Here is a 16,674-nt window from a genome sequence, read left to right as displayed (position 1 = left end):
CGACGTTGCGGACGACGGCCGAAATCGGGTCGGCCGTTCCGCGCACCCTCATGCCGACACCTCCAGCGCCGCGTTTCGAACGAACGACGCGACCGCGTCGTGGTCTTTCTCCCCGCCGCTTCGCTCGACGCCGCTGGAGACGTCGACCGCGTAGGGATCGACCGTCCGCACCGCGTCGGCGACGTTCTCCGGCGTCAGCCCGCCGGCGAGGACGACCGGCGTCGACAGGTGGTCGACGAGGGCGCGGGCGGCGTTCCAATCGTGGGTCTCGCCGGTCCCGCCCGCACCGGACTCGGTCGTCGAGTCGAGCAGGATGGCGTCGGCGACGCCGTCGTACTCGCGGACGCGGTTGGCGGCGGCGTCGAGGGCGACGATCACGTCCGCGCGCGCCTCGCGCCGGACGTACCTGATCTCCTCGCCGTCGAAGTCGCCGTGGAGTTGGACGGCGTCGGGCGCGACGGCGCCCGCGAGTTCGACCGCACGCGTCGCAGTGTCGGGCATCGACACCAGGACGGTCGAGAGGAAAGGGGGCGCAGCGGCCACGAGGTCGGCCGCGTGCTCCGGCGGCACCTCGCGGGGCGTCTCGACCGACACCTCGGTGATGATGCCGACGGCGTCGGCGCCGGCGTCGGCCACCGCTCGCAGATCGGCCTCGTTCGTCACGCCACAGACCTTCGACCGGACCATCCGTTCAGACACCCCGCAGGTCGTCGAGTTTCGCGGCGGCGGCGCCGGTGTCGATGGCCTCGCGGGCGGCGTCGACGCCCGACGCGAGGTCGTCGGCCGCGCCGGCGACGTAGATGGCCGCACCCGCGTTCGCGAGGATGATGTCGCGTTTCGCACCCGTCACGTCGCCCTCGACGATGCCCCGGAGATCCGCCGCGTTCGCCTCGGGATCGCCGCCCGCGACGGCCTCGATAGGCGCTTCCTCTAGGCCCATGTCCGCGGGCGTCAGCGTGTACTCGGTCACCTCGCCGCCGTCCACCTCGGCGACGGTCGTCGCGTCGTGGAGGGCGATTTCGTCCATGCCGGAGCCGTGAACGACCATCGCCCGCTCGACGTCCATCTGGGCGAGCGCACGGGCGAGGACCGGCACGAGGTCGGGGTCGTAGACGCCGACCACCTGCGCGTTCGCGCCGGCGGGGTTGGTCAGCGGCCCGAGCACGTTGAACACCGTCCGCATTCCGAGTTCTTTCCGGGGACCGATGACGGCCTTCATCGCCGGGTGGAAGACCGGAGCGAGCATGAAGCCGATGCCGTCACGCTCGATGGCCGCCTCCACGGCGGGCGGTTCGGCTTCGACGTCCACGCCCGCCACCTCCAGTACGTCCGCACTCCCCGACGTAGAGGAGACGGAGTAGTTGCCGTGTTTGGCGACGGCGACGCCCGCGCCGGCGGCGACGATGGCGCTCGTCGTCGAGACGTTGATCGTGTCGTAGTCGTCGCCGCCGGTACCGCAGGTGTCGACCAGCGGCGACCGATCGGGAGCGATAGTGCGTGCCGCGTCACGCATGCCATTCGCGAAGCCCGCAATCTCCGTCTCCGTCTCCCCTTTCGCCCGAAGCGCCGTCAGCAACGCCCCGATCTGGGCCTCGGTCGCTTCCTCGAAGACGGCGCGGGCCGCGTCCCGTGCCTCCTCGCCGGTCAAATCCTCGCCGTCGGTGACGCGTTCGATATAATCCTGCATGGATGAACACCAGTGTATGAGTTCGGGTTACGATGAACAAATCTATACATCTTCTTAAACCTGTCGTCGCGGTTCCGTGAGGAAGCCTCGTACTGGTCCGTGGATGTTCGCCAGGCCGTCCCGGCGCGAATCGACGACGACTTCCGGGAAGCCCTAATAGTTCCCCCGGAATCACCCTGCGGGTTGGCGTTTCGAAAGGTTCAATTACCAGCCGAGGGTACGTGGGGATGCGTCAGTAAGCGTGTCACGACTGGGTTGGTGGTCTAGTCTGGTTATGACACCTCCTTGACATGGAGGAGGCCGGCAGTTCAAATCTGCCCCAACCCATTTTCGGATTCCTCGCAACGACGAGCGGAGTGGAGGGTCCGCGGAATCCAAAACGGTTCTGGTGGATCTGGGTAAAGAGAGCGAGCGAAGTTACATCCGCATCGATCGAATCTGCCTCAACCCCCCCCCACTCACTTTTTCAGCGCTCAATTACCGTCGGAGTGCACCTACACTGGTTCTCGGAGTACGTACTCGGGATGCGGCCAAAGCGATTCGAAGACGCGCCCACCGAGTCGTGTCTCCGCAACCGTCTCGATAACCGGGCGGACTGTCTCGAATGCCGTGGCCGCAGGCCCGCCTTCGCGAACGTAACGATCGGCACACTCGCGGCGGAAGGAAAGTGTCCCGTGGCGGACATCGCCGAAGTGCTCTTCGAATATCCGCCGGGCCTCTAACGGCGTCAGAGGGTAATTTCCGTGACAAGCGTACTCTTCGCGTCCACCAGACCAGAGGCGCGACGCGATCCGATGACGCCACTCGAGGGGAGGCATCGAGAACCAACGCGGGAGCCCGTGCGGCTTCGTCGGTGCAAAACGGTGTGGAAACGCGGCGTAGGCCCGCCCATCTGGGTTGAGGACGCGCGCAATCTCGGAGACGACGGCTTCGGTATCTTGAACATGTTCGAATATCTGGTCGGCGATGACGATATCGAAACTATCCGCTCTGAACGGGAGCTGTCTACCGTCACCGGCGACGAATGTGACGGTTTCGACGGCGTTCTCATCGATATCGAGATCAACACCGATCACACGGGCGTCGAGATTCGCCGTTTTTCGACCGTCCTTCGTACCGAGATCGAGAACAAGGCCACCAGAAACACCCGATTCAGTCACATATTCGAGCATATTTGAGCGTCCAGATGGACGGTCCTACCTCAGCAATGCTACTCAGTCTTTCGTTGGAGTAGCTGCCTCAAGCTGACTCGCTCTGAGAGTCGGAGAGCGCAGTTTCGTGAGCAGTCGAGACCGACCCGCTTTCCGGGCCGAATTATGGAAAACCAAGTCGATACGCGTACGCGTCAAAGCGGGGGAAATGGACGGTAAAACGATTCGTCCTACGTTTGTCAGAGGCACCTTTCCCCCACGTGAACGAACGTGCTCCTCATAATAAAAGGGGTAGATTCACTCCGAAAATGACAGAGGGCCACTTTTCATGCGGGTAGAATATCATATGTTGTTATTCAGGTTGAAAGGGCAAACACAATTGCGACATCGATCATCCGAAGGTGTCGTCGTCGGTCGGTGTCGCGCGCCGCTTTCGGTGGAGGTAGTACGCGAAAAACGCCGAGACGCCGGTGGTGTAGGGTGTGACGATGGCGAGACGGGCGAGTGGGCCGACGGACAGGCCGAAGGTGCGGCCGGCGACGCCGCCGACGAAGGTCAGTACGGAGACGACGGCCACGACGGCGAAGGCGTACTCGCCGAGACGGATCGCCACCTCGGACCGGCCGGCTGGCTGGTAGCCACAGAGGGGGCACCGTTCGATATCTCTCGGTATCGGCTCCTCACAACGTCCACACGGGAGTGTCTCACGCTCGTCTTGCTCCGTCATGTATGGGCCATAGGATTAGGCAGACATGAAAGGCGAGCCGCGGTGACTTCGGAGGCCGGCCCGCTGGACGGTGCGTAGACGCCCCCACGGAACGGATCTCGACGGGCGGCGTGAAGAAACAACTTTGAAGCCGGCCGGTGACGCATGTGTCGATATGGATATTGCCGAGATTGCGACCTCCGAGTACATCGAAGTCGACGCGGACGAGCGGCTGGGGAAAGTCCGTTCGATCTTCGACCGCGAGAATCCCAAGGGCCTCATCGTCACGCGAGACGGCGAGTACGTCGGCGTGATCGGGGAGCGTGACCTCGTCCGCTCGCGGATCGAGGACGACACCAAGGCGGGTGTGTTGATGAAATCCGCCCCCCGCGTCGACCGCACGGAGGACGTTCGCGAAGTGGCTCGCGTCCTCGTCGAAGGGAACACGAAGGTCGCTCCCGTCTACGAGGGCGAAGCGCTCTGGGGGATCGTCACGGCCGACGCCATCCTCGACGCCGTCCTCGACAGCCTCGACGCGCTGACCGTCGAACAGATCGAGACGGAGGACGTGATCACCATCGGCGAGAAGGCCCACGTCGGACAGGCGATCAACCGCCTGCGCGAACACGGCGTCTCCCGACTCCCCGTCGTCGACGAGGACGGGTCCCTCGTCGGCGTCCTCACGACCCACGACATCGTCGAGTTCGTCGTCCGCGACGCCGACCGACAGGGTCGCGGCGACCGCCGGGGCGACATCGACCGGATGCTCGACCTCCCCGTCTACGACCTCATGACCAGTCCCGTGCTGACGACCACCGACGACGAGTCGGTCGAGAACGCCGTGCGGACGATGCTCGACAACGACATCTCGGGTCTCGTCGTCACGACGACGCCCGACGGCGACGAGGTCGGCGGCGTCCTCACGAAGACCGACGTGCTCCGCGCGCTCACCTTCACCGAGGAGGGACAGATGGACGTCCAGATCACCAACGTCGCCCTGCTGGACACCATCAGCCGCGAGGAGATCGTCGAGGGCATCACCGGGGTCGCGGACAAGTACCAGGAGATGCAGGTCCACCACGCCCACGTCCGCTTCCACGAACACAAGGAGAAGCTCCGCGGAACGCCCCTGATCCAGTGTCAGATTCGCCTGCGGACCAACCGCGGACAGGTCGCCGGCTCCGGCGAGGGATACGGCGCCGACCACGCGTTCAACATCGCCGCCGACACGCTCGAACGCAACGTCCTCGAACTGAAAGGGCTCATCGCCGACGAGCAGTACCGCGGGCAGCTTCTCCGGAAGCTCGGCGAGCTATAACGTCTTTTCGCCCGCCGCCAGCCCCTCGCCGGTGATGCGGAACGTCGCCGTCTCGCCGGCGGCTTTCGACCGATGTTTCTCCAGCGTAGCCCGTCGATTCCCGCCCCGGAACCGATCCAGCCGAACGACCGTCCCCGTCCAGTGTTCGAGCGTGTGACCACCGAGCCCCCGGGACCGGTCGCCGTCGGGATCGGTGAACACCTGGTTCGTGACGACCGCCGCGAGGTCGTGTTTCCGCGCGAGCGAGAGGAGATGCGTCACCTGCCGGCCCACCCGTCGGAGCGTCTCGCCCTCGTCGTCGTCGTGGCGTTCGAGCCGGTAAAACCCCGTCGCGCTGTCGAGGACGATCAGCTCCGCCCGGGGTGCGAAGTCGGCGGCGTCACGGACCGCCTCCTCCTGTTCCTCGAAGTCGTGGGCCTCGCTGACGACGATACGGGAAGTGACCCCCTCGATGTCCCCGTCCGATTCGGCCGCCGCGAGCTGTCGGAAGCGATCGACGGAGAGTCCCTCGGTGTCGACGTACACTGCCGTGCCACCGGCAGCGGCGACCTGCACCGCCGCCGAGAGCGCGAGGTTTGTCTTGCCGGCGGCGGGTGGGCCGTACACCTGCGTGACGGTGCCCCGCTCGAACCCGCCGCCGAGCAGGTCGTCGAGCGGCGAACAGCCGGTGGGCACTGGCTCTGACTCGGACACACTCTCCCTCGGTCGGTGTAGGTGATAAACCCTCGACACCGCGACCGCAACCCAGGGGTTGCGGTCGCCAGCGGTTCGTGTTCCTCTTGGATCGCGGTCGCCGGGGGTTCGCAGTCCGGTCACCGTCCGAGCCACGTCACCGCCCGCACGACACGTTTTACCCCTGCGGGAGCTACGCTCGACTGTGATCGTCGTCGCCACCGCCGATTTCGAACTGTACCACGAGGTCGTCGATCTGCTCCGGGATCGTAGGGTGGCGTTTACGACCATCGAACCCGGCGACGACCTGCCCGAGGGGGCGTCGGTGGTACTCACCGCGCCGGACGACGCGGCCGACTGGAACGGGGACGTGGACCACGTCGTCGCGATGGCCGACGACGCCCGCCGCGCCGTCGATGAGGCGCTTGCCCTCCTCCGGGGCGGCGAGGGACGGACGGTCGTCGGCGTCGACCCCGGCGTCCGGCCGGGCATCGCCGTCCTCTCGGGGGAGACGGTCGTCGCCGCGTTCCAGGTGCCCCTGAGCGACGCGGTGGAGACGATCCGCCGGGAAGTCGCCGACGCGGTCGATCCGCTGGTCCGGGTCGGCGACGGGGCACGCCTCCGGAGCGCCCGCCTGGTCAACGACCTCGACGATGTGACGGTCGAACTCGTCGACGAGACGGGGACCACGCCCTACCTCGGCAGCGGCGCGCGGGGGATGGGCGACGTACTCGCCGCGGTCAACATCGCCCAACTGGCCGGCGAACGGATCGACTCACGGAAAATCGATCCCACTGCGGGGGAACTCCAACGGATCAAGGACCGCTCACGGGAGGTGTCGAGCGACGACCGCTCCATCGACGACGCCCTCGCGCGCCGTGTCGCCGCCGGCGACCTGACCGTCGAGGAAGCGCTCGACGAACACCGGAGCTAATCCCGCGCGACCGCCTCCACTTCGACCAGCATCTCGGGGTCGATCAGCCGCTCGACTTGCACCATCGTCGTCGCCGGCCGCCTTCCCGAGGAACGTCGTTCCTCGCTGTCCCCGAAGGCTTCGCCGTGCGCGCGCCCGATAGCCTCCCAGTCGTCGATATCCGTCACGAACAGCCGGGTCCGAACCACGTCGGTCAGGGACGCATCGAGCGTCGCGAGCGCCGCGGCGATGTCGTCGAGTGCCTGCACCGTCTGGCGTATGGATCTCCGGCGACGACGACCTGCCCGTCGTCGTCCGTGGCGGTCGTTCCGGAGACGTGCATCTCGTCGCCGGCGCGGACGGCCCGTGAGTAGCCGACGGTCGACTCCCACTCGGTACCGGAGGAGACGCGTTCGCGTTCCATGCACCCGGATCGTGTCCACCCCCGAAACGCTTACTCCGCCACCGAGTCCACGTCCTCGGCGACGGCCGCTTCCGCCCGCCGTATCACCTCGCGCACCGGCAGACCGGTCTCGCGGGCCACCGCCAGCGCGTCGTCGTACTCCGCGCTCACGTCGTAGACGACGCCGTCGGCGTCCGAGCCGATCTTCACCCGGATCTCGTGTGTCCCGTCCGCGATTTCGAGCGTCGCGGTCTCGAACCATCGGTCGGCGACCCAGCGATGACCGGCGCTTCCCTCGCGGACGCCGAGAGTCCCCGTCTCCTCCGCGAGGCGGCGGGCAACGGCGTGGGCGTCCGACGGGTCGACGACCACCTTGATCAGGTGGCCCGGCCGCGACTTCTTCATCGTCGTCGGGACGATGGATACGTCGCGTGCACCCGCGTCGGCGAGTGTCTCCTGCAGACTCCCGAGCACCTCGGGCGCCACGTCGTCGACGGCCGTCTCCAGAACGGAGATGCTTTCGCGGCGCAGGCCGTCGCCGCCGTCGCCGACGAGGACGCGAAGGACGTTCGGGTGATCGGGCACGTCGGCGTCGCCGGCGCCGTAGCCGACGGCGTCGGCGTCGAGGGGAGGGAGCCGTTCGACCCCGTCGGCGAGTTCGGCGAGGAGGGCCGCCCCCGTCGGCGTGAGGAGTTCGCGCTCGACCGGGCCGCCCCGGAGCGACCAGTCGGCGTCAGCGGCGAGTTCGGCAACCGCGGGTGCGGGGACGGGGTAGGTGCCGTGGCTCATCTCGACCGTCCCGCCGCCGACCGAGACGGGCGTCGTCACGACGCGGTCGACGCCGAGATCATCGAGGAGGAGACAGGTCCCGACCACGTCCGCGACGGCGTCGTCGGCGCCGACCTCGTGGAAGTGCGTGTCGTCGAGGTCGGTGCCGTGGACCGACGCCTCGGCTCCGCCGAGACGGCGAAAGACCGCGAGGGCGTCGCGTTCGACTTCGGACGGCAGGTCGAGACCCTCGACGAGGGCGACGACTTCGGCGTAGGTTCGGTTGGGGCCGTGACCCTCGGCGTGTGCGTGGTCGTGGGAGTGATCCTCGGCGTCGTCGATAACCACGTCGACGGTCGTCGCAGCGATACCGGCTTTGGTCGTCGACCCGACGACGTAGCGGACGCCGAGGGCGTCCGTCACGGGGTCGAGGGCGGCGGGGTCGGCGCCGGCGGCGAGCAGGGCGCCCAGAAGCATATCGCCGCTCGCTCCCATGCGGCCGTCGAACGCGAGCGTCTTCATACCGGCCGCTCGCTCTCGACGGGCAAACGACTTGCGACCGCGGGCGGAACGGACGGACCGCTCGACCCGTGGTCACCGGGACCGATATCCGACGAAGGATCGGTAGGCGTTTGTACGTCCTCGGCGTATGCTACGGTATGACACAGTACCCGACCGTCAGACGGGACAACAAACTTATCCCGCGGCACCACCGAGATACGGCCATCCTCGCGGGTATATCATGAACGAAGTGCAACTCGAAGTGGCGAAAGCGTACCCGAACGACTCGGGACGTGGCATCGCCCGACTGGACCCCGACACGCTCCTTCACCTGAAGCTGTCGCCAGGTGATATCATCGAGATCGAGGGGGCCGACCGAACGGCGGCGAAGGTGTGGCGTGCCGATCGACAGGACTGGAACACCGACACGGTCCGAATCGACGGGTTCACCCGACAGAACGCGGACGTGGGTATCGGCGAACGCGTCACCATCCGCAAGGCCGAGGCGACGAAAGCGGAGAAACTCGTCCTCGCGCCGCCGGAGGAGGCGAGCGTCCAGTTCGGCTCCGACGCCGCCGGCATGGTGAAACGCCAGATTCTCAAGCGACCGGTGGTCGAACGCGACATCGTCCCCGTGATGAGCAGTACGAACCATCCCTTCATGCGGTCGCCGGGACAGGCCATCCCGCTGATCGCCGTCGAGACGGAGCCCGACGGCGTCTGTCTCGTCACCGAGGACACCGAAGTCGAACTGCGTGAGGAACCCATCTCCGGCTTCGAGAAGACCGGCGGCGGCATCACGTACGAGGATATCGGTGGCCTGCAAGGCGAGATCCAGCGCGTGCGGGAGATGGTCGAACTCCCGATGAAACACCCGCAGATCTTCAAGAAACTGGGGATCGAACCCCCACAGGGCGTTCTCCTCCACGGCCCGCCGGGCACCGGCAAGACCCTGCTAGCCAAGGCGGTCGCCAACGAAACCTCCGCGAGTTTCTTCTCCATCGCGGGGCCGGAGATCATCTCGAAGTACTACGGCGAATCCGAACAGCAGTTGCGCGAAATCTTCGAGGACGCCAAAGACGAGTCGCCGTCGATCATCTTCATCGACGAACTCGACTCCATCGCGCCGAAACGGGAGGACGTGACCGGCGAGGTCGAACGCCGGGTCGTCGCCCAGTTGCTGACGATGATGGACGGCTTGGAGACGCGGGGGCAGGTCATCGTCATCGCGGCGACGAACCGCGTCGATTCGGTCGATCCCGCGCTCCGGCGGCCGGGCCGGTTCGACCGCGAGATCGAGATCGGCGTCCCCGACGAGGAGGGCCGAAAGGAGATCCTCCAGATTCACACGCGCGGCATGCCGCTCTCGGACGACGTGAGCCTCGACCACCTCGCCGACGAGACCCACGGCTTCGTCGGCGCCGACATCGAGAGCCTCACGAAGGAGGCGGCGATGAAGGCGCTCCGGCGCTACTTGCCCGAAATCGACCTCGACGAGGAGGACATCCCTCCGAGTCTCATCGACCGGATGATCGTCAAGCGTGACGATTTCGGCGGCGCCCTCGGGGAGGTGGAGCCCTCGGCGATGCGGGAGGTGCTGGTCGAACTCCCGAAGATCACGTGGGACGACGTGGGCGGGTTGGACAACCCGAAACAGAACGTCAAGGAGGCGGTCGAGTGGCCCCTCTCCTCGCCGGAGAAGTTCGACCGCATGGGGGTCGAACCCCCGAAAGGCGTCCTCCTGTACGGGCCACCCGGCACCGGCAAAACGCTGATGGCGAAGGCCGTCGCCAACGAGACGAACGCCAACTTCATTTCGGTCCGGGGGCCGCAGCTGCTCTCGAAGTGGGTCGGCGAAAGCGAAAAGGCAATCAGGCAGACCTTCCGGAAGGCCCGGCAGGTGGCGCCGACGGTCATCTTCTTCGACGAGCTCGACTCCCTCGCGCCGTCGCGGGGCAACGAGGTCGGGAACAACGTCTCCGAACGGGTCGTCAACCAGCTCCTGACCGAACTCGACGGGCTTGAGGAGATGGGCAACGTCATGGTCATCGGCGCGACCAACCGCCCGGACATGATCGACCCCGCGCTCCTCCGCTCGGGGCGGTTCGACCGCCTCGTGTTCATCGGCGAACCCGAACAGGAGGGCCGCGAGCAGATCCTGAAAATTCACACGCGGGACTCGCCGCTCGCGCCGGACGTGAGTCTGCGCGAAATCGCGGAGATCACCGACGGCTACGTCGGCTCCGACCTGGAGAGCATCGCCCGCGAGGCGGCGATGGTCGCCCTGCGTGAGGACGACGACGCCGAAGAAGTCGAGATGCGTCACTTCCGGCAGGCGATGGAGAACGTCCGCCCCACCATCACGGACGACATAATGGACTACTACGAACAGATCGAAGAGCAGTTCAAGGGCGGTGGCGGCGAGAGCTTCGCCAACCGCGGTGGCGGTCGGATCGGCTTCCAGTAGCCGGTCCGCCGGAGTATTTTTGTTTCGGGTGCGCCCATCACCGGCGTGGTCTGGGATCCGACGGTGTATACGCTCGTTGGCGTCGCAGCTGCCGGCCTGTTTTTCTTCATCGGTTTCGCGGGCTGGAAACACCGATCCGAGCCCGCTGCGAAGGCGTTTCTCGGTCTCATCACGGCGCTTGGTGGGTGGGTATTCTGCTACGCGGTCGGTCTCGGGTTCACGACGCTCGACGCCCAACTCGTCTGGCAGCGGTCGGGACTCGCGGTCGGAGGGCTCGTCCCGTCCCTCTGGTTCCTGTTTGCGATCCAGTATACGAACCGCGACGAGTGGCTCACGGGGCCGGTGCGAGCGCTCCTGATCACCGATCCGCTCGTGTTCGGCCTCCTGACGCTCACGAACCCGGTCCACGGACTCGTCTGGGCCGACGCGACGCTCGTAGTCGAGGGGTCGCTCCACGCGGTCGAGTTCGCCTTCGGACCGGCGTATCTGCTCCACCTATTGTTCACCTACGTCGTGACGCCTATCGGGTTCGGCCTCCTGGCACTCGCGGTCGTTCGATCGACGCTCTACCGGACGCAGGCCGGCCTGCTGGTCGTCGGTGCCGTCCCACCGCTGATCGCGAACGCCGCGTTCACGTTGGGGATCGAACCGGGCGGCCCCCCCTCGATCGACTACACCGCCTTCGCCTTCATTATCACCGCGCCGTGTTTCGGGCTCGCACTGTTCCGGTTCGACCTGCTGGAACGCGTCCCGGTCGCACGAAGACGGATCATCGCCGACGCCGACGACGGATTCGTCGTCCTCGATGAAGACGAACTCGTCGTGACGGCGAATCCGACCGCGGATCGACTCCTCGGCGGAGCGGTCGAGGGGCATCCTATCGGCGAGCAGTTCCCCACCGACGAGTTCGACCTCGACGGTATCGAGGGGACGACGCTGACGGCGGTCGTCGAGGGACAGCAACGAGTCTACGACGTGACACATTCGACGCTCTCGGATTACCACGACCGGATCGTCGGCTACGTGCTCCGGTTCAGGGACGTAACGGACCGTCACACCTACGAACAACGGCTGAAAGTCGCCAATCGCGTGTTGCGCCACGACCTTCGCAATCGGATGAACGTCATCACGGGCTGGGCGGACGAACTCGCCAAAGACGAATCCGAGGACATCCGAACCGCCGGCCAGCGAATCACGACGACGGCCGACGAACTGATCGAACTCGGCGAGCAGGTTCGGCTCCTGGTGGAGACGGCCGACTACGTCGGCCAAACGACCGAAGTGGTCGACCTCGGCGCGCACGTCACGCCACTCGTAGAGCGATTCCGTGACGCCAACCCGTCGGTAACCATCGAGACGGATCTGGTGGCGGGCACGACGGTGCGCGTCCCCCACGCCAAACTGCTCACGGTCAGCGTCCAGACCCTCCTCGAGAACGCCATCACCCACAACGATACCGACCGACCACACGTTCACGTGACGGTCGACCCCGCGTCGGGATCGGACGACTACACGCGACTCCGTGTCGCGGACAACGGCCCCGGAATCCCCGACTCCGAGCTGGAGGCGTTGCGACGGGAAGAGGAGACGCCGCTGAAACACGGCAGTGGCCTCGGTCTCTGGCTGGCCCACTGGACCGTCACCGCCGCGGGCGGCACTATCTCCTTCGAGGAGAACGAACCGCGCGGAAGCGTCGTCATCCTCGGTTTACGGCCGGGCGAGTGACGGTGTGTATTGTAACTGTCTACCGGTGGTCCGCCGACCCGTTCTGGCGAACCACCGGTGGTGACTTACGATAATCACTGTGAGACGGCCGGTCGTACCGGCGTTTCACCGGTCGCCGCTTCCGTGGGCTACCGTCCGAACGGACGTACAACAGCCCGTACGACGCGTCGTGGCCGCACCACCAACGCGTATTAGTGACTTGTCGGCGTACGAGTGTACTGGAAGGGTGGCTCAGTGGTAGAGCGTCTTCGCCGACCGCGGGCGACCCCATAGGTCGACGGCGGCCGGCGGGGAAGTCGGCCGGTTCTCGGTCGGCACACGGCTTCGCGTGGTTCGAATCCCGCCCCTTCCACTCGAGGCGGGGCGAAATCAGGAGTTTCGTGGAGAGCGAGCGGCACGGACGTCCGCACCGTCACGGACCATATCTTCACAACGGGGGCATACGCGGGGTTCGTCCACGCCGTCAGGCGTGAACACCCGGGCGTAATCACGGGTGACGAACGCACCACAGTTCTGGCACTCGGGCATACGCCGGAGAGTTCTCGTCAGATTTTACATAAGTTTTGGGGCCCGAACTGCTCGGTCCTCCCCGCTCGATTCGAGATCGACTGTCCGTTACCTCGTCGCCGCTCCGCCACGGGCCGCTATCGCGGTCGAAAGCCATTTTAATAACCTATAGTTATTAGACCACATGGAACTACCCACGCCACAGGATCTGCGGGAGCGGCGGACCTCGCTGGATTTGACACAGAGCGCGCTCGCCGAAATGGCGGGTGTCTCGCAGCCACTGATCGCGCGGATCGAGGGCGGCGACGTCGACCCGCGCCTGTCGACACTGCGGCGCATCGTCGCCGCCCTCGACGAGGCCGAAGGAGGCGTCGTCCGGGCCGAGGACCTGATGAACGAGGGACTGGTCAGCGTCGCGCCGGACGACTCCGTCGCCGATGCCGAACACCGGATGGAGGAGGCGGCCTTCTCACAGCTCCCCGTCCTGCAGAGCGGGCTCCCCGTCGGCTCGATCAGTTACAGCGATATCCGCCGCGCCGGCGAGAACGTCGGGCAGAAAGCGGTCGCCGAGATCATGAGCGAGCAGTTCCCCACCGTCTCGCGCGAGGATTCCGTCGACAAGATCAGCAATCTGCTGGACTACTACAAGGCCGTCATCGTGACCGAGAGCGGCGAAGCCGTCGGTATCATCACCGAAGCCGACATCGCGGCCGAACTCTCCTGATTTTTCACCGAAACCGCGGCCAGCCCGAGTCGTGCCCTGACGCCCCGTTCGGGACGGGGTCGCCGTCGTGTCCGCCCCGTCCCGGAATCGGTTCGGGCGCCTGTTTACAACTCCAACCCGCGGATCGCGACGCCGTCGCCGTCCTCGACGCGCCCGATCACCCGGCCGTCGACCGCGTCCGCCAGCGCCTCGGCGTCCGACGGCTCCAGTGCGGCGACGAAGCCCGTCCCCATGTTGAACGTCCGGTGCATCTCCTCGTCGGAGACGTTCCCCGCCTCCTGCACGTAGTCGAACACCGGCTGGGGGTCGAACGGATCGTCGATCACGTAGCGGTAGTCACCCAGTCGGTCGAGGTTGGTCCAGCCGCCGCCCGTGACGTGGGCCGCCGCGTGGACGCCGTGAGTCCGCATCGGGTCGAGGAGGTCGGTGTAGATGCGCGTCGGTTCGAGAAGCGCCTCGCCGAGGGTGTCGTAGTCCCCGAACGGACAGGGGTCGGTGTACGCCCCCTCGCGCGTAACCGCCGTCCGCGCAAGCGTCAGCCCGTTCGAGTGGATGCCCGAGGACGGCACCCCGACGAGGGCGTCGCCCCCCTCGGCGGTCCCGGGAAAGAGCGCGTCCTTCGCCGCGAGGCCGGCACAGGTGCCCGCGAGATCGAGCCCCGTGACGACTTCGGGCATGACGGCCGTCTCGCCGCCGACGAGTTCGATATCCGCGCGTTCGGCCCCCTCGGCGAGTCCCTCGCCGATCCCTTCGGCGATCCCCTCGTCGGGGTCGTCGATTGCGAGGTAGTCGACGAAGGCGATGGGGCGGACGCCCGCTGCGACGAGGTCGTTGACGTTCATCGCGATGCAGTCGATACCGACCGTGGAGTAGTCACCGAGCGCCTCGGCAACGAGGAGTTTCGTTCCGACGCCGTCGGTCGCCAGCCCGAGATAGCGGTCGCCGATGTCGAGGAGACCGGCGTAGTCGCCCGTGTTCTCGCCCACCGCGCCGACGAGAGCGGCCGTCGCCGCCTCGCTCTCCGCAATATCGACGCCGGTCGCCGCGTACGTCAGTTCCTCGGCCTCCGCGTCGTCCTCGTCGTTCATGCGCGACACGCCGTCGGCCGAACGCAAAAGCACACCGCATCGGTCGGGACTCGTCGACGGGCACGCAGGGGCGTGATCGATCCGGACGGTACCGTGGCGGGACACGGCCGAGGGTATTTGACTGTTGCCGTGGGAACGGGGCACATGGATCGGACGTTCATCGCCGGCGCCGGTCTCACCGTCGCCGGCGTCTGTGGCTACGTCGTCGGTGTCCTCGTCGCCTATCCGGGACGGGCGTTCTCGCTCACGGCGATCATGATCGGCATCACGCTCGCGTCCATCGGCGAGGGCCGGAGGGCGGGCGCGTGATCCGGACGCTCGTCTACACCGACGGTACGGTGGAACCCCACGATAGCGAGGACCTCGAATCGCTCCGCGAGGCGCGCGTGGCGCGCGGGACGACCTGGATTCGTGCTTCGAACGTGACCGACGCCGAACTCGACCGGCTGAGCACGGCGTTCGACCTCCACGCGCTCGAAACCGAGGACGTGCGGAGCAACGTCGGTCCGAAGGTCGAACTGTTCCCCGACCACGCGTTCGTCCTGATCAAGACCGCCCGGCTGCGTGGCGGCGAGACGACGTTCGAGGAGGAGATCCGCGATCAGCCGGTCGGACTCTTCTTCGGCCACGACTGGATCGTCACGCTCACCGGCGAGGAGACGCCGGCGGTCGGGTCGGTGTGGGATCGTATCACTCGGGAGGAGCCACGGCTCCTCGGGCGGAACGCCGATTTCACCGCCTATCGCGTCCTCGACGCCATCGTCGACGAGTACTTCAGTATCCTCGACGAAATCGGGCACGACATCGAGGCCGTCGAGGACCGCATCATCGACGACCCCGACACCGAAACCCTGGAAATTCTCAACAGCCTCCGTCGCGAACTGCTCTCGATCCGCCGAATCGTCTGGCCCACCCGCGACGCCGTGAGCGTCCTCGCTCGCGGCGACGCCGATCACGTGGCTGCGTCGACGGAGAAGTACTACCGCGACGTGTACGACCACCTCGTCCAGCACGTCGAACTCGTCGAGACGTACCGTGATCTGGCGAGCGGTGCCCGCGATATCTACCTCAACACGCTCTCGCAGTCGACCAACGAGGTGATGAAGCGCCTGACCGTCGTCGCGACTATCATCCTGCCGCTCACGTTCGTCGTCGGCGTCTACGGTATGAACTTCGGCGGCGGACCGTACAACATGCCCGAACTCGGGTGGCGCTTCGGCTACCCCGCCGTCCTCGTCGGGATGGCGGTCACGGCGGCGGCCATGCTCCAGTACTTCCGGAGCGAAGGGTGGCTCTAGCTACATGTACATCCGATCCTCGGGCATCTGCCGGTCGTCGACCGCTTCGAGTCGGGCGGCGAGGTCCTTGTAGTACTGCTCGACCGTCCGGGAGAACTCCTCGAGGGGGCCGGCGTCGACGCCGAGGTCGTACACCCGGTCGAACGTCTCGACGAGACGGATGGCGGCCGGCACGTCCGGCACCTGCGCGTGGACGGGTGTGATGAAGACGGCGGTTCGGAGGTTTGACTCGATGCCGCGGTACATCAATGCGCCGTTGACCCCGTCGAGAAAGCCCCGGCCCATCGGTTGGATGTCGGTGTCGTCGAGTCGGCGCTCGCGGTAGTCGTCGGAGGCGACGTAGAAGGTGTCGTGCTCGTCCGGGCCGTGAGCGTAGGGGATGCCCGAGAGCACCAGAATCTCCGAGACATCGTGTTTGTCGGTCCACGTGAGCAGGGTGTCGGCGAAGGAGTCGGCGACGGGCGTCGGTAGGAACAGTTCGTTGACGAAGACGGTGAGGTCGAGATCCGGACGCGAGAAAAACCGGGAGTGGTGTCGCGGGCGCCCCGATTCGAACGGCGTGATCGACGGGAGGTATTCGGCGCTGAGATGCCCCGTCTCCTCCAGTTCGAGGTGGTCGACGAGGAAGTCGACGGCCGTGAGGCCCGCGAGCCCGAACGCCGAGAAGCCGGCGACGACGGTGGTGGACGGGGCGGCACTGTTCGAGATGCTGAAGGTCGGGCCCTTATCCGAATCCGTTGACATGA

The 16,674-nt window shown here is 66.4% G+C and carries 16 protein-coding genes, 2 tRNA genes and 1 pseudogene; 9 read left to right on the top strand and 10 right to left on the bottom strand.

Going from position 1 to position 16,674, the window contains the following annotated elements:
• Positions 1-48 precede the first annotated feature (48 nt).
• Together HALNA_RS08640 and trpD are read right to left on the bottom strand one after the other, a co-directional pair.
• Complete coding sequence (locus HALNA_RS08640) at positions 49-687, bottom strand: phosphoribosylanthranilate isomerase (protein WP_049935986.1); 639 nt, start codon at positions 685-687, stop codon at positions 49-51.
• Between the two features lie 4 nt (positions 688-691).
• Complete coding sequence (gene trpD, locus HALNA_RS08635; RefSeq protein ID WP_049935985.1) at positions 692-1,687, bottom strand: anthranilate phosphoribosyltransferase; 996 nt, start codon at positions 1,685-1,687, stop codon at positions 692-694.
• 252 nt (positions 1,688-1,939) lie between these two features.
• Here trpD and HALNA_RS08630 point away from each other — a divergent pair.
• Positions 1,940-2,014: transfer RNA gene (locus HALNA_RS08630), tRNA-Val, on the top strand.
• Between the two features lie 167 nt (positions 2,015-2,181).
• Here HALNA_RS08630 and HALNA_RS19335 read toward each other — a convergent pair.
• Positions 2,182-2,859, bottom strand: a complete 678-nt coding sequence (locus HALNA_RS19335; RefSeq protein ID WP_084509955.1) for a class I SAM-dependent methyltransferase — start codon at positions 2,857-2,859, stop codon at positions 2,182-2,184.
• Positions 2,860-3,229: 370 nt separating this feature from the next.
• Positions 3,230-3,565 (bottom strand): hypothetical protein, encoded by a 336-nt coding sequence (locus HALNA_RS08615; protein ID WP_049935982.1) that lies wholly within the window; start codon positions 3,563-3,565, stop codon positions 3,230-3,232.
• 154 nt (positions 3,566-3,719) lie between these two features.
• Here HALNA_RS08615 and HALNA_RS08610 point away from each other — a divergent pair, with 154 nt between their 5' ends.
• A complete protein-coding gene (locus tag HALNA_RS08610) occupies positions 3,720-4,862 on the top strand; it encodes a CBS domain-containing protein (RefSeq protein WP_049935981.1) in 1,143 nt (380 codons plus the stop codon).
• On the opposite strand, the gene radB is transcribed toward HALNA_RS08610, so the two are convergent.
• A complete protein-coding gene (radB, locus tag HALNA_RS08605) occupies positions 4,857-5,555 on the bottom strand; it encodes a DNA repair and recombination protein RadB (protein ID WP_084509954.1) in 699 nt (232 codons plus the stop codon). The two genes, HALNA_RS08610 and radB, sit on opposite strands and share 6 nt — an antisense overlap.
• Positions 5,556-5,739: 184 nt before the next feature.
• On the opposite strand from radB, the gene HALNA_RS08600 reads away from it, so the two are divergent.
• Positions 5,740-6,468, top strand: a complete 729-nt coding sequence (locus tag HALNA_RS08600) for a hypothetical protein (RefSeq protein WP_049935979.1) — start codon at positions 5,740-5,742, stop codon at positions 6,466-6,468.
• Here HALNA_RS08600 and HALNA_RS21625 read toward each other — a convergent pair.
• Positions 6,465-6,871 (bottom strand): annotated as a pseudogene (locus tag HALNA_RS21625) (RidA family protein). The gene HALNA_RS08600 and the pseudogene HALNA_RS21625 sit on opposite strands and share 4 nt — an antisense overlap.
• Before the next feature lie 30 nt (positions 6,872-6,901).
• Positions 6,902-8,140 carry a nickel pincer cofactor biosynthesis protein LarC gene (gene larC, locus HALNA_RS08590; protein WP_049935978.1) on the bottom strand — a complete coding sequence of 413 codons (1,239 nt, stop codon included), beginning with the start codon at positions 8,138-8,140 and terminating at the stop codon, positions 6,902-6,904.
• Positions 8,141-8,360: 220 nt separating this feature from the next.
• Between larC and HALNA_RS08585 the strand changes: the two genes are divergently transcribed.
• From HALNA_RS08585 to HALNA_RS08575, 3 genes are all read left to right on the top strand, one after another.
• On the top strand, positions 8,361-10,586 hold the full coding sequence (locus HALNA_RS08585; RefSeq protein WP_049935977.1) for a CDC48 family AAA ATPase: 2,226 nt from the start codon (positions 8,361-8,363) through the stop codon (positions 10,584-10,586).
• Positions 10,587-10,631: 45 nt separating this feature from the next.
• A complete protein-coding gene (locus HALNA_RS08580; RefSeq protein ID WP_049935976.1) occupies positions 10,632-12,311 on the top strand; it encodes a histidine kinase N-terminal 7TM domain-containing protein in 1,680 nt (559 codons plus the stop codon).
• Between the two features lie 220 nt (positions 12,312-12,531).
• Positions 12,532-12,663, top strand: a tRNA-Glu gene (locus tag HALNA_RS08575).
• Positions 12,664-12,680: 17 nt separating this feature from the next.
• Here HALNA_RS08575 and HALNA_RS21765 read toward each other — a convergent pair.
• Positions 12,681-12,839, bottom strand: a complete 159-nt coding sequence (locus HALNA_RS21765; RefSeq protein WP_449404865.1) for a DUF7563 family protein — start codon at positions 12,837-12,839, stop codon at positions 12,681-12,683.
• Positions 12,840-13,002: 163 nt separating this feature from the next.
• On the opposite strand from HALNA_RS21765, the gene HALNA_RS08570 reads away from it, so the two are divergent.
• Positions 13,003-13,542, top strand: a complete 540-nt coding sequence (locus HALNA_RS08570) for a CBS domain-containing protein (RefSeq protein ID WP_049935975.1) — start codon at positions 13,003-13,005, stop codon at positions 13,540-13,542.
• A 104-nt stretch (positions 13,543-13,646) separates the two neighbouring features.
• Here HALNA_RS08570 and purM read toward each other — a convergent pair whose 3' ends face one another.
• Entirely contained in the window at positions 13,647-14,630 is a 984-nt protein-coding gene (gene purM / locus HALNA_RS08565) for a phosphoribosylformylglycinamidine cyclo-ligase (RefSeq protein WP_049935974.1), read from the bottom strand.
• Positions 14,631-14,774: 144 nt separating this feature from the next.
• Here purM and HALNA_RS20580 point away from each other — a divergent pair, with 144 nt between their 5' ends.
• Both HALNA_RS20580 and corA read left to right on the top strand, forming a co-directional pair.
• Entirely contained in the window at positions 14,775-14,939 is a 165-nt protein-coding gene (locus tag HALNA_RS20580) for a hypothetical protein (protein ID WP_169719027.1), read from the top strand.
• A complete protein-coding gene (gene corA, locus HALNA_RS08560) occupies positions 14,936-15,928 on the top strand; it encodes a magnesium/cobalt transporter CorA (RefSeq protein ID WP_049935973.1) in 993 nt (330 codons plus the stop codon). Before HALNA_RS20580 ends, corA begins: the two co-directional genes overlap by 4 nt.
• Here corA and HALNA_RS08555 read toward each other — a convergent pair whose 3' ends face one another.
• Entirely contained in the window at positions 15,929-16,672 is a 744-nt protein-coding gene (locus tag HALNA_RS08555) for a proteasome assembly chaperone family protein (protein ID WP_049935972.1), read from the bottom strand.
• Between the last annotated feature and the right edge of the window lie 2 nt (positions 16,673-16,674).

It is taken from the genome of Haloplanus natans DSM 17983 (genome assembly GCF_000427685.1).
GTDB lineage: Archaea > Halobacteriota > Halobacteria > Halobacteriales > Haloferacaceae > Haloplanus > Haloplanus natans.
This window is presented reverse-complemented; position numbering and strand designations above follow the sequence as displayed.

What these genes read in the sequence shown, in the direction of transcription:
- HALNA_RS08640 (WP_049935986.1), bottom strand. Translation starts at nt 687, where the DNA reads ATGGTCCGGTCGAAGGTCTGTGGCGTGACGAACGAGGCCGATCTGCGA.
- trpD (WP_049935985.1), bottom strand. Translation starts at nt 1,687, where the DNA reads ATGCAGGATTATATCGAACGCGTCACCGACGGCGAGGATTTGACCGGC.
- HALNA_RS19335 (WP_084509955.1), bottom strand. Translation starts at nt 2,859, where the DNA reads ATGCTCGAATATGTGACTGAATCGGGTGTTTCTGGTGGCCTTGTTCTC.
- HALNA_RS08615 (WP_049935982.1), bottom strand. Translation starts at nt 3,565, where the DNA reads ATGACGGAGCAAGACGAGCGTGAGACACTCCCGTGTGGACGTTGTGAG.
- HALNA_RS08610 (WP_049935981.1), top strand. Translation starts at nt 3,720, where the DNA reads ATGGATATTGCCGAGATTGCGACCTCCGAGTACATCGAAGTCGACGCG.
- larC (WP_049935978.1), bottom strand. Translation starts at nt 8,140, where the DNA reads ATGAAGACGCTCGCGTTCGACGGCCGCATGGGAGCGAGCGGCGATATG.
- HALNA_RS08585 (WP_049935977.1), top strand. Translation starts at nt 8,361, where the DNA reads ATGAACGAAGTGCAACTCGAAGTGGCGAAAGCGTACCCGAACGACTCG.
- HALNA_RS21765 (WP_449404865.1), bottom strand. Translation starts at nt 12,839, where the DNA reads ATGCCCGAGTGCCAGAACTGTGGTGCGTTCGTCACCCGTGATTACGCC.
- HALNA_RS08570 (WP_049935975.1), top strand. Translation starts at nt 13,003, where the DNA reads ATGGAACTACCCACGCCACAGGATCTGCGGGAGCGGCGGACCTCGCTG.
- purM (WP_049935974.1), bottom strand. Translation starts at nt 14,630, where the DNA reads ATGAACGACGAGGACGACGCGGAGGCCGAGGAACTGACGTACGCGGCG.
- HALNA_RS20580 (WP_169719027.1), top strand. Translation starts at nt 14,775, where the DNA reads ATGGATCGGACGTTCATCGCCGGCGCCGGTCTCACCGTCGCCGGCGTC.
- HALNA_RS08555 (WP_049935972.1), bottom strand. Translation starts at nt 16,672, where the DNA reads ATGTCAACGGATTCGGATAAGGGCCCGACCTTCAGCATCTCGAACAGT.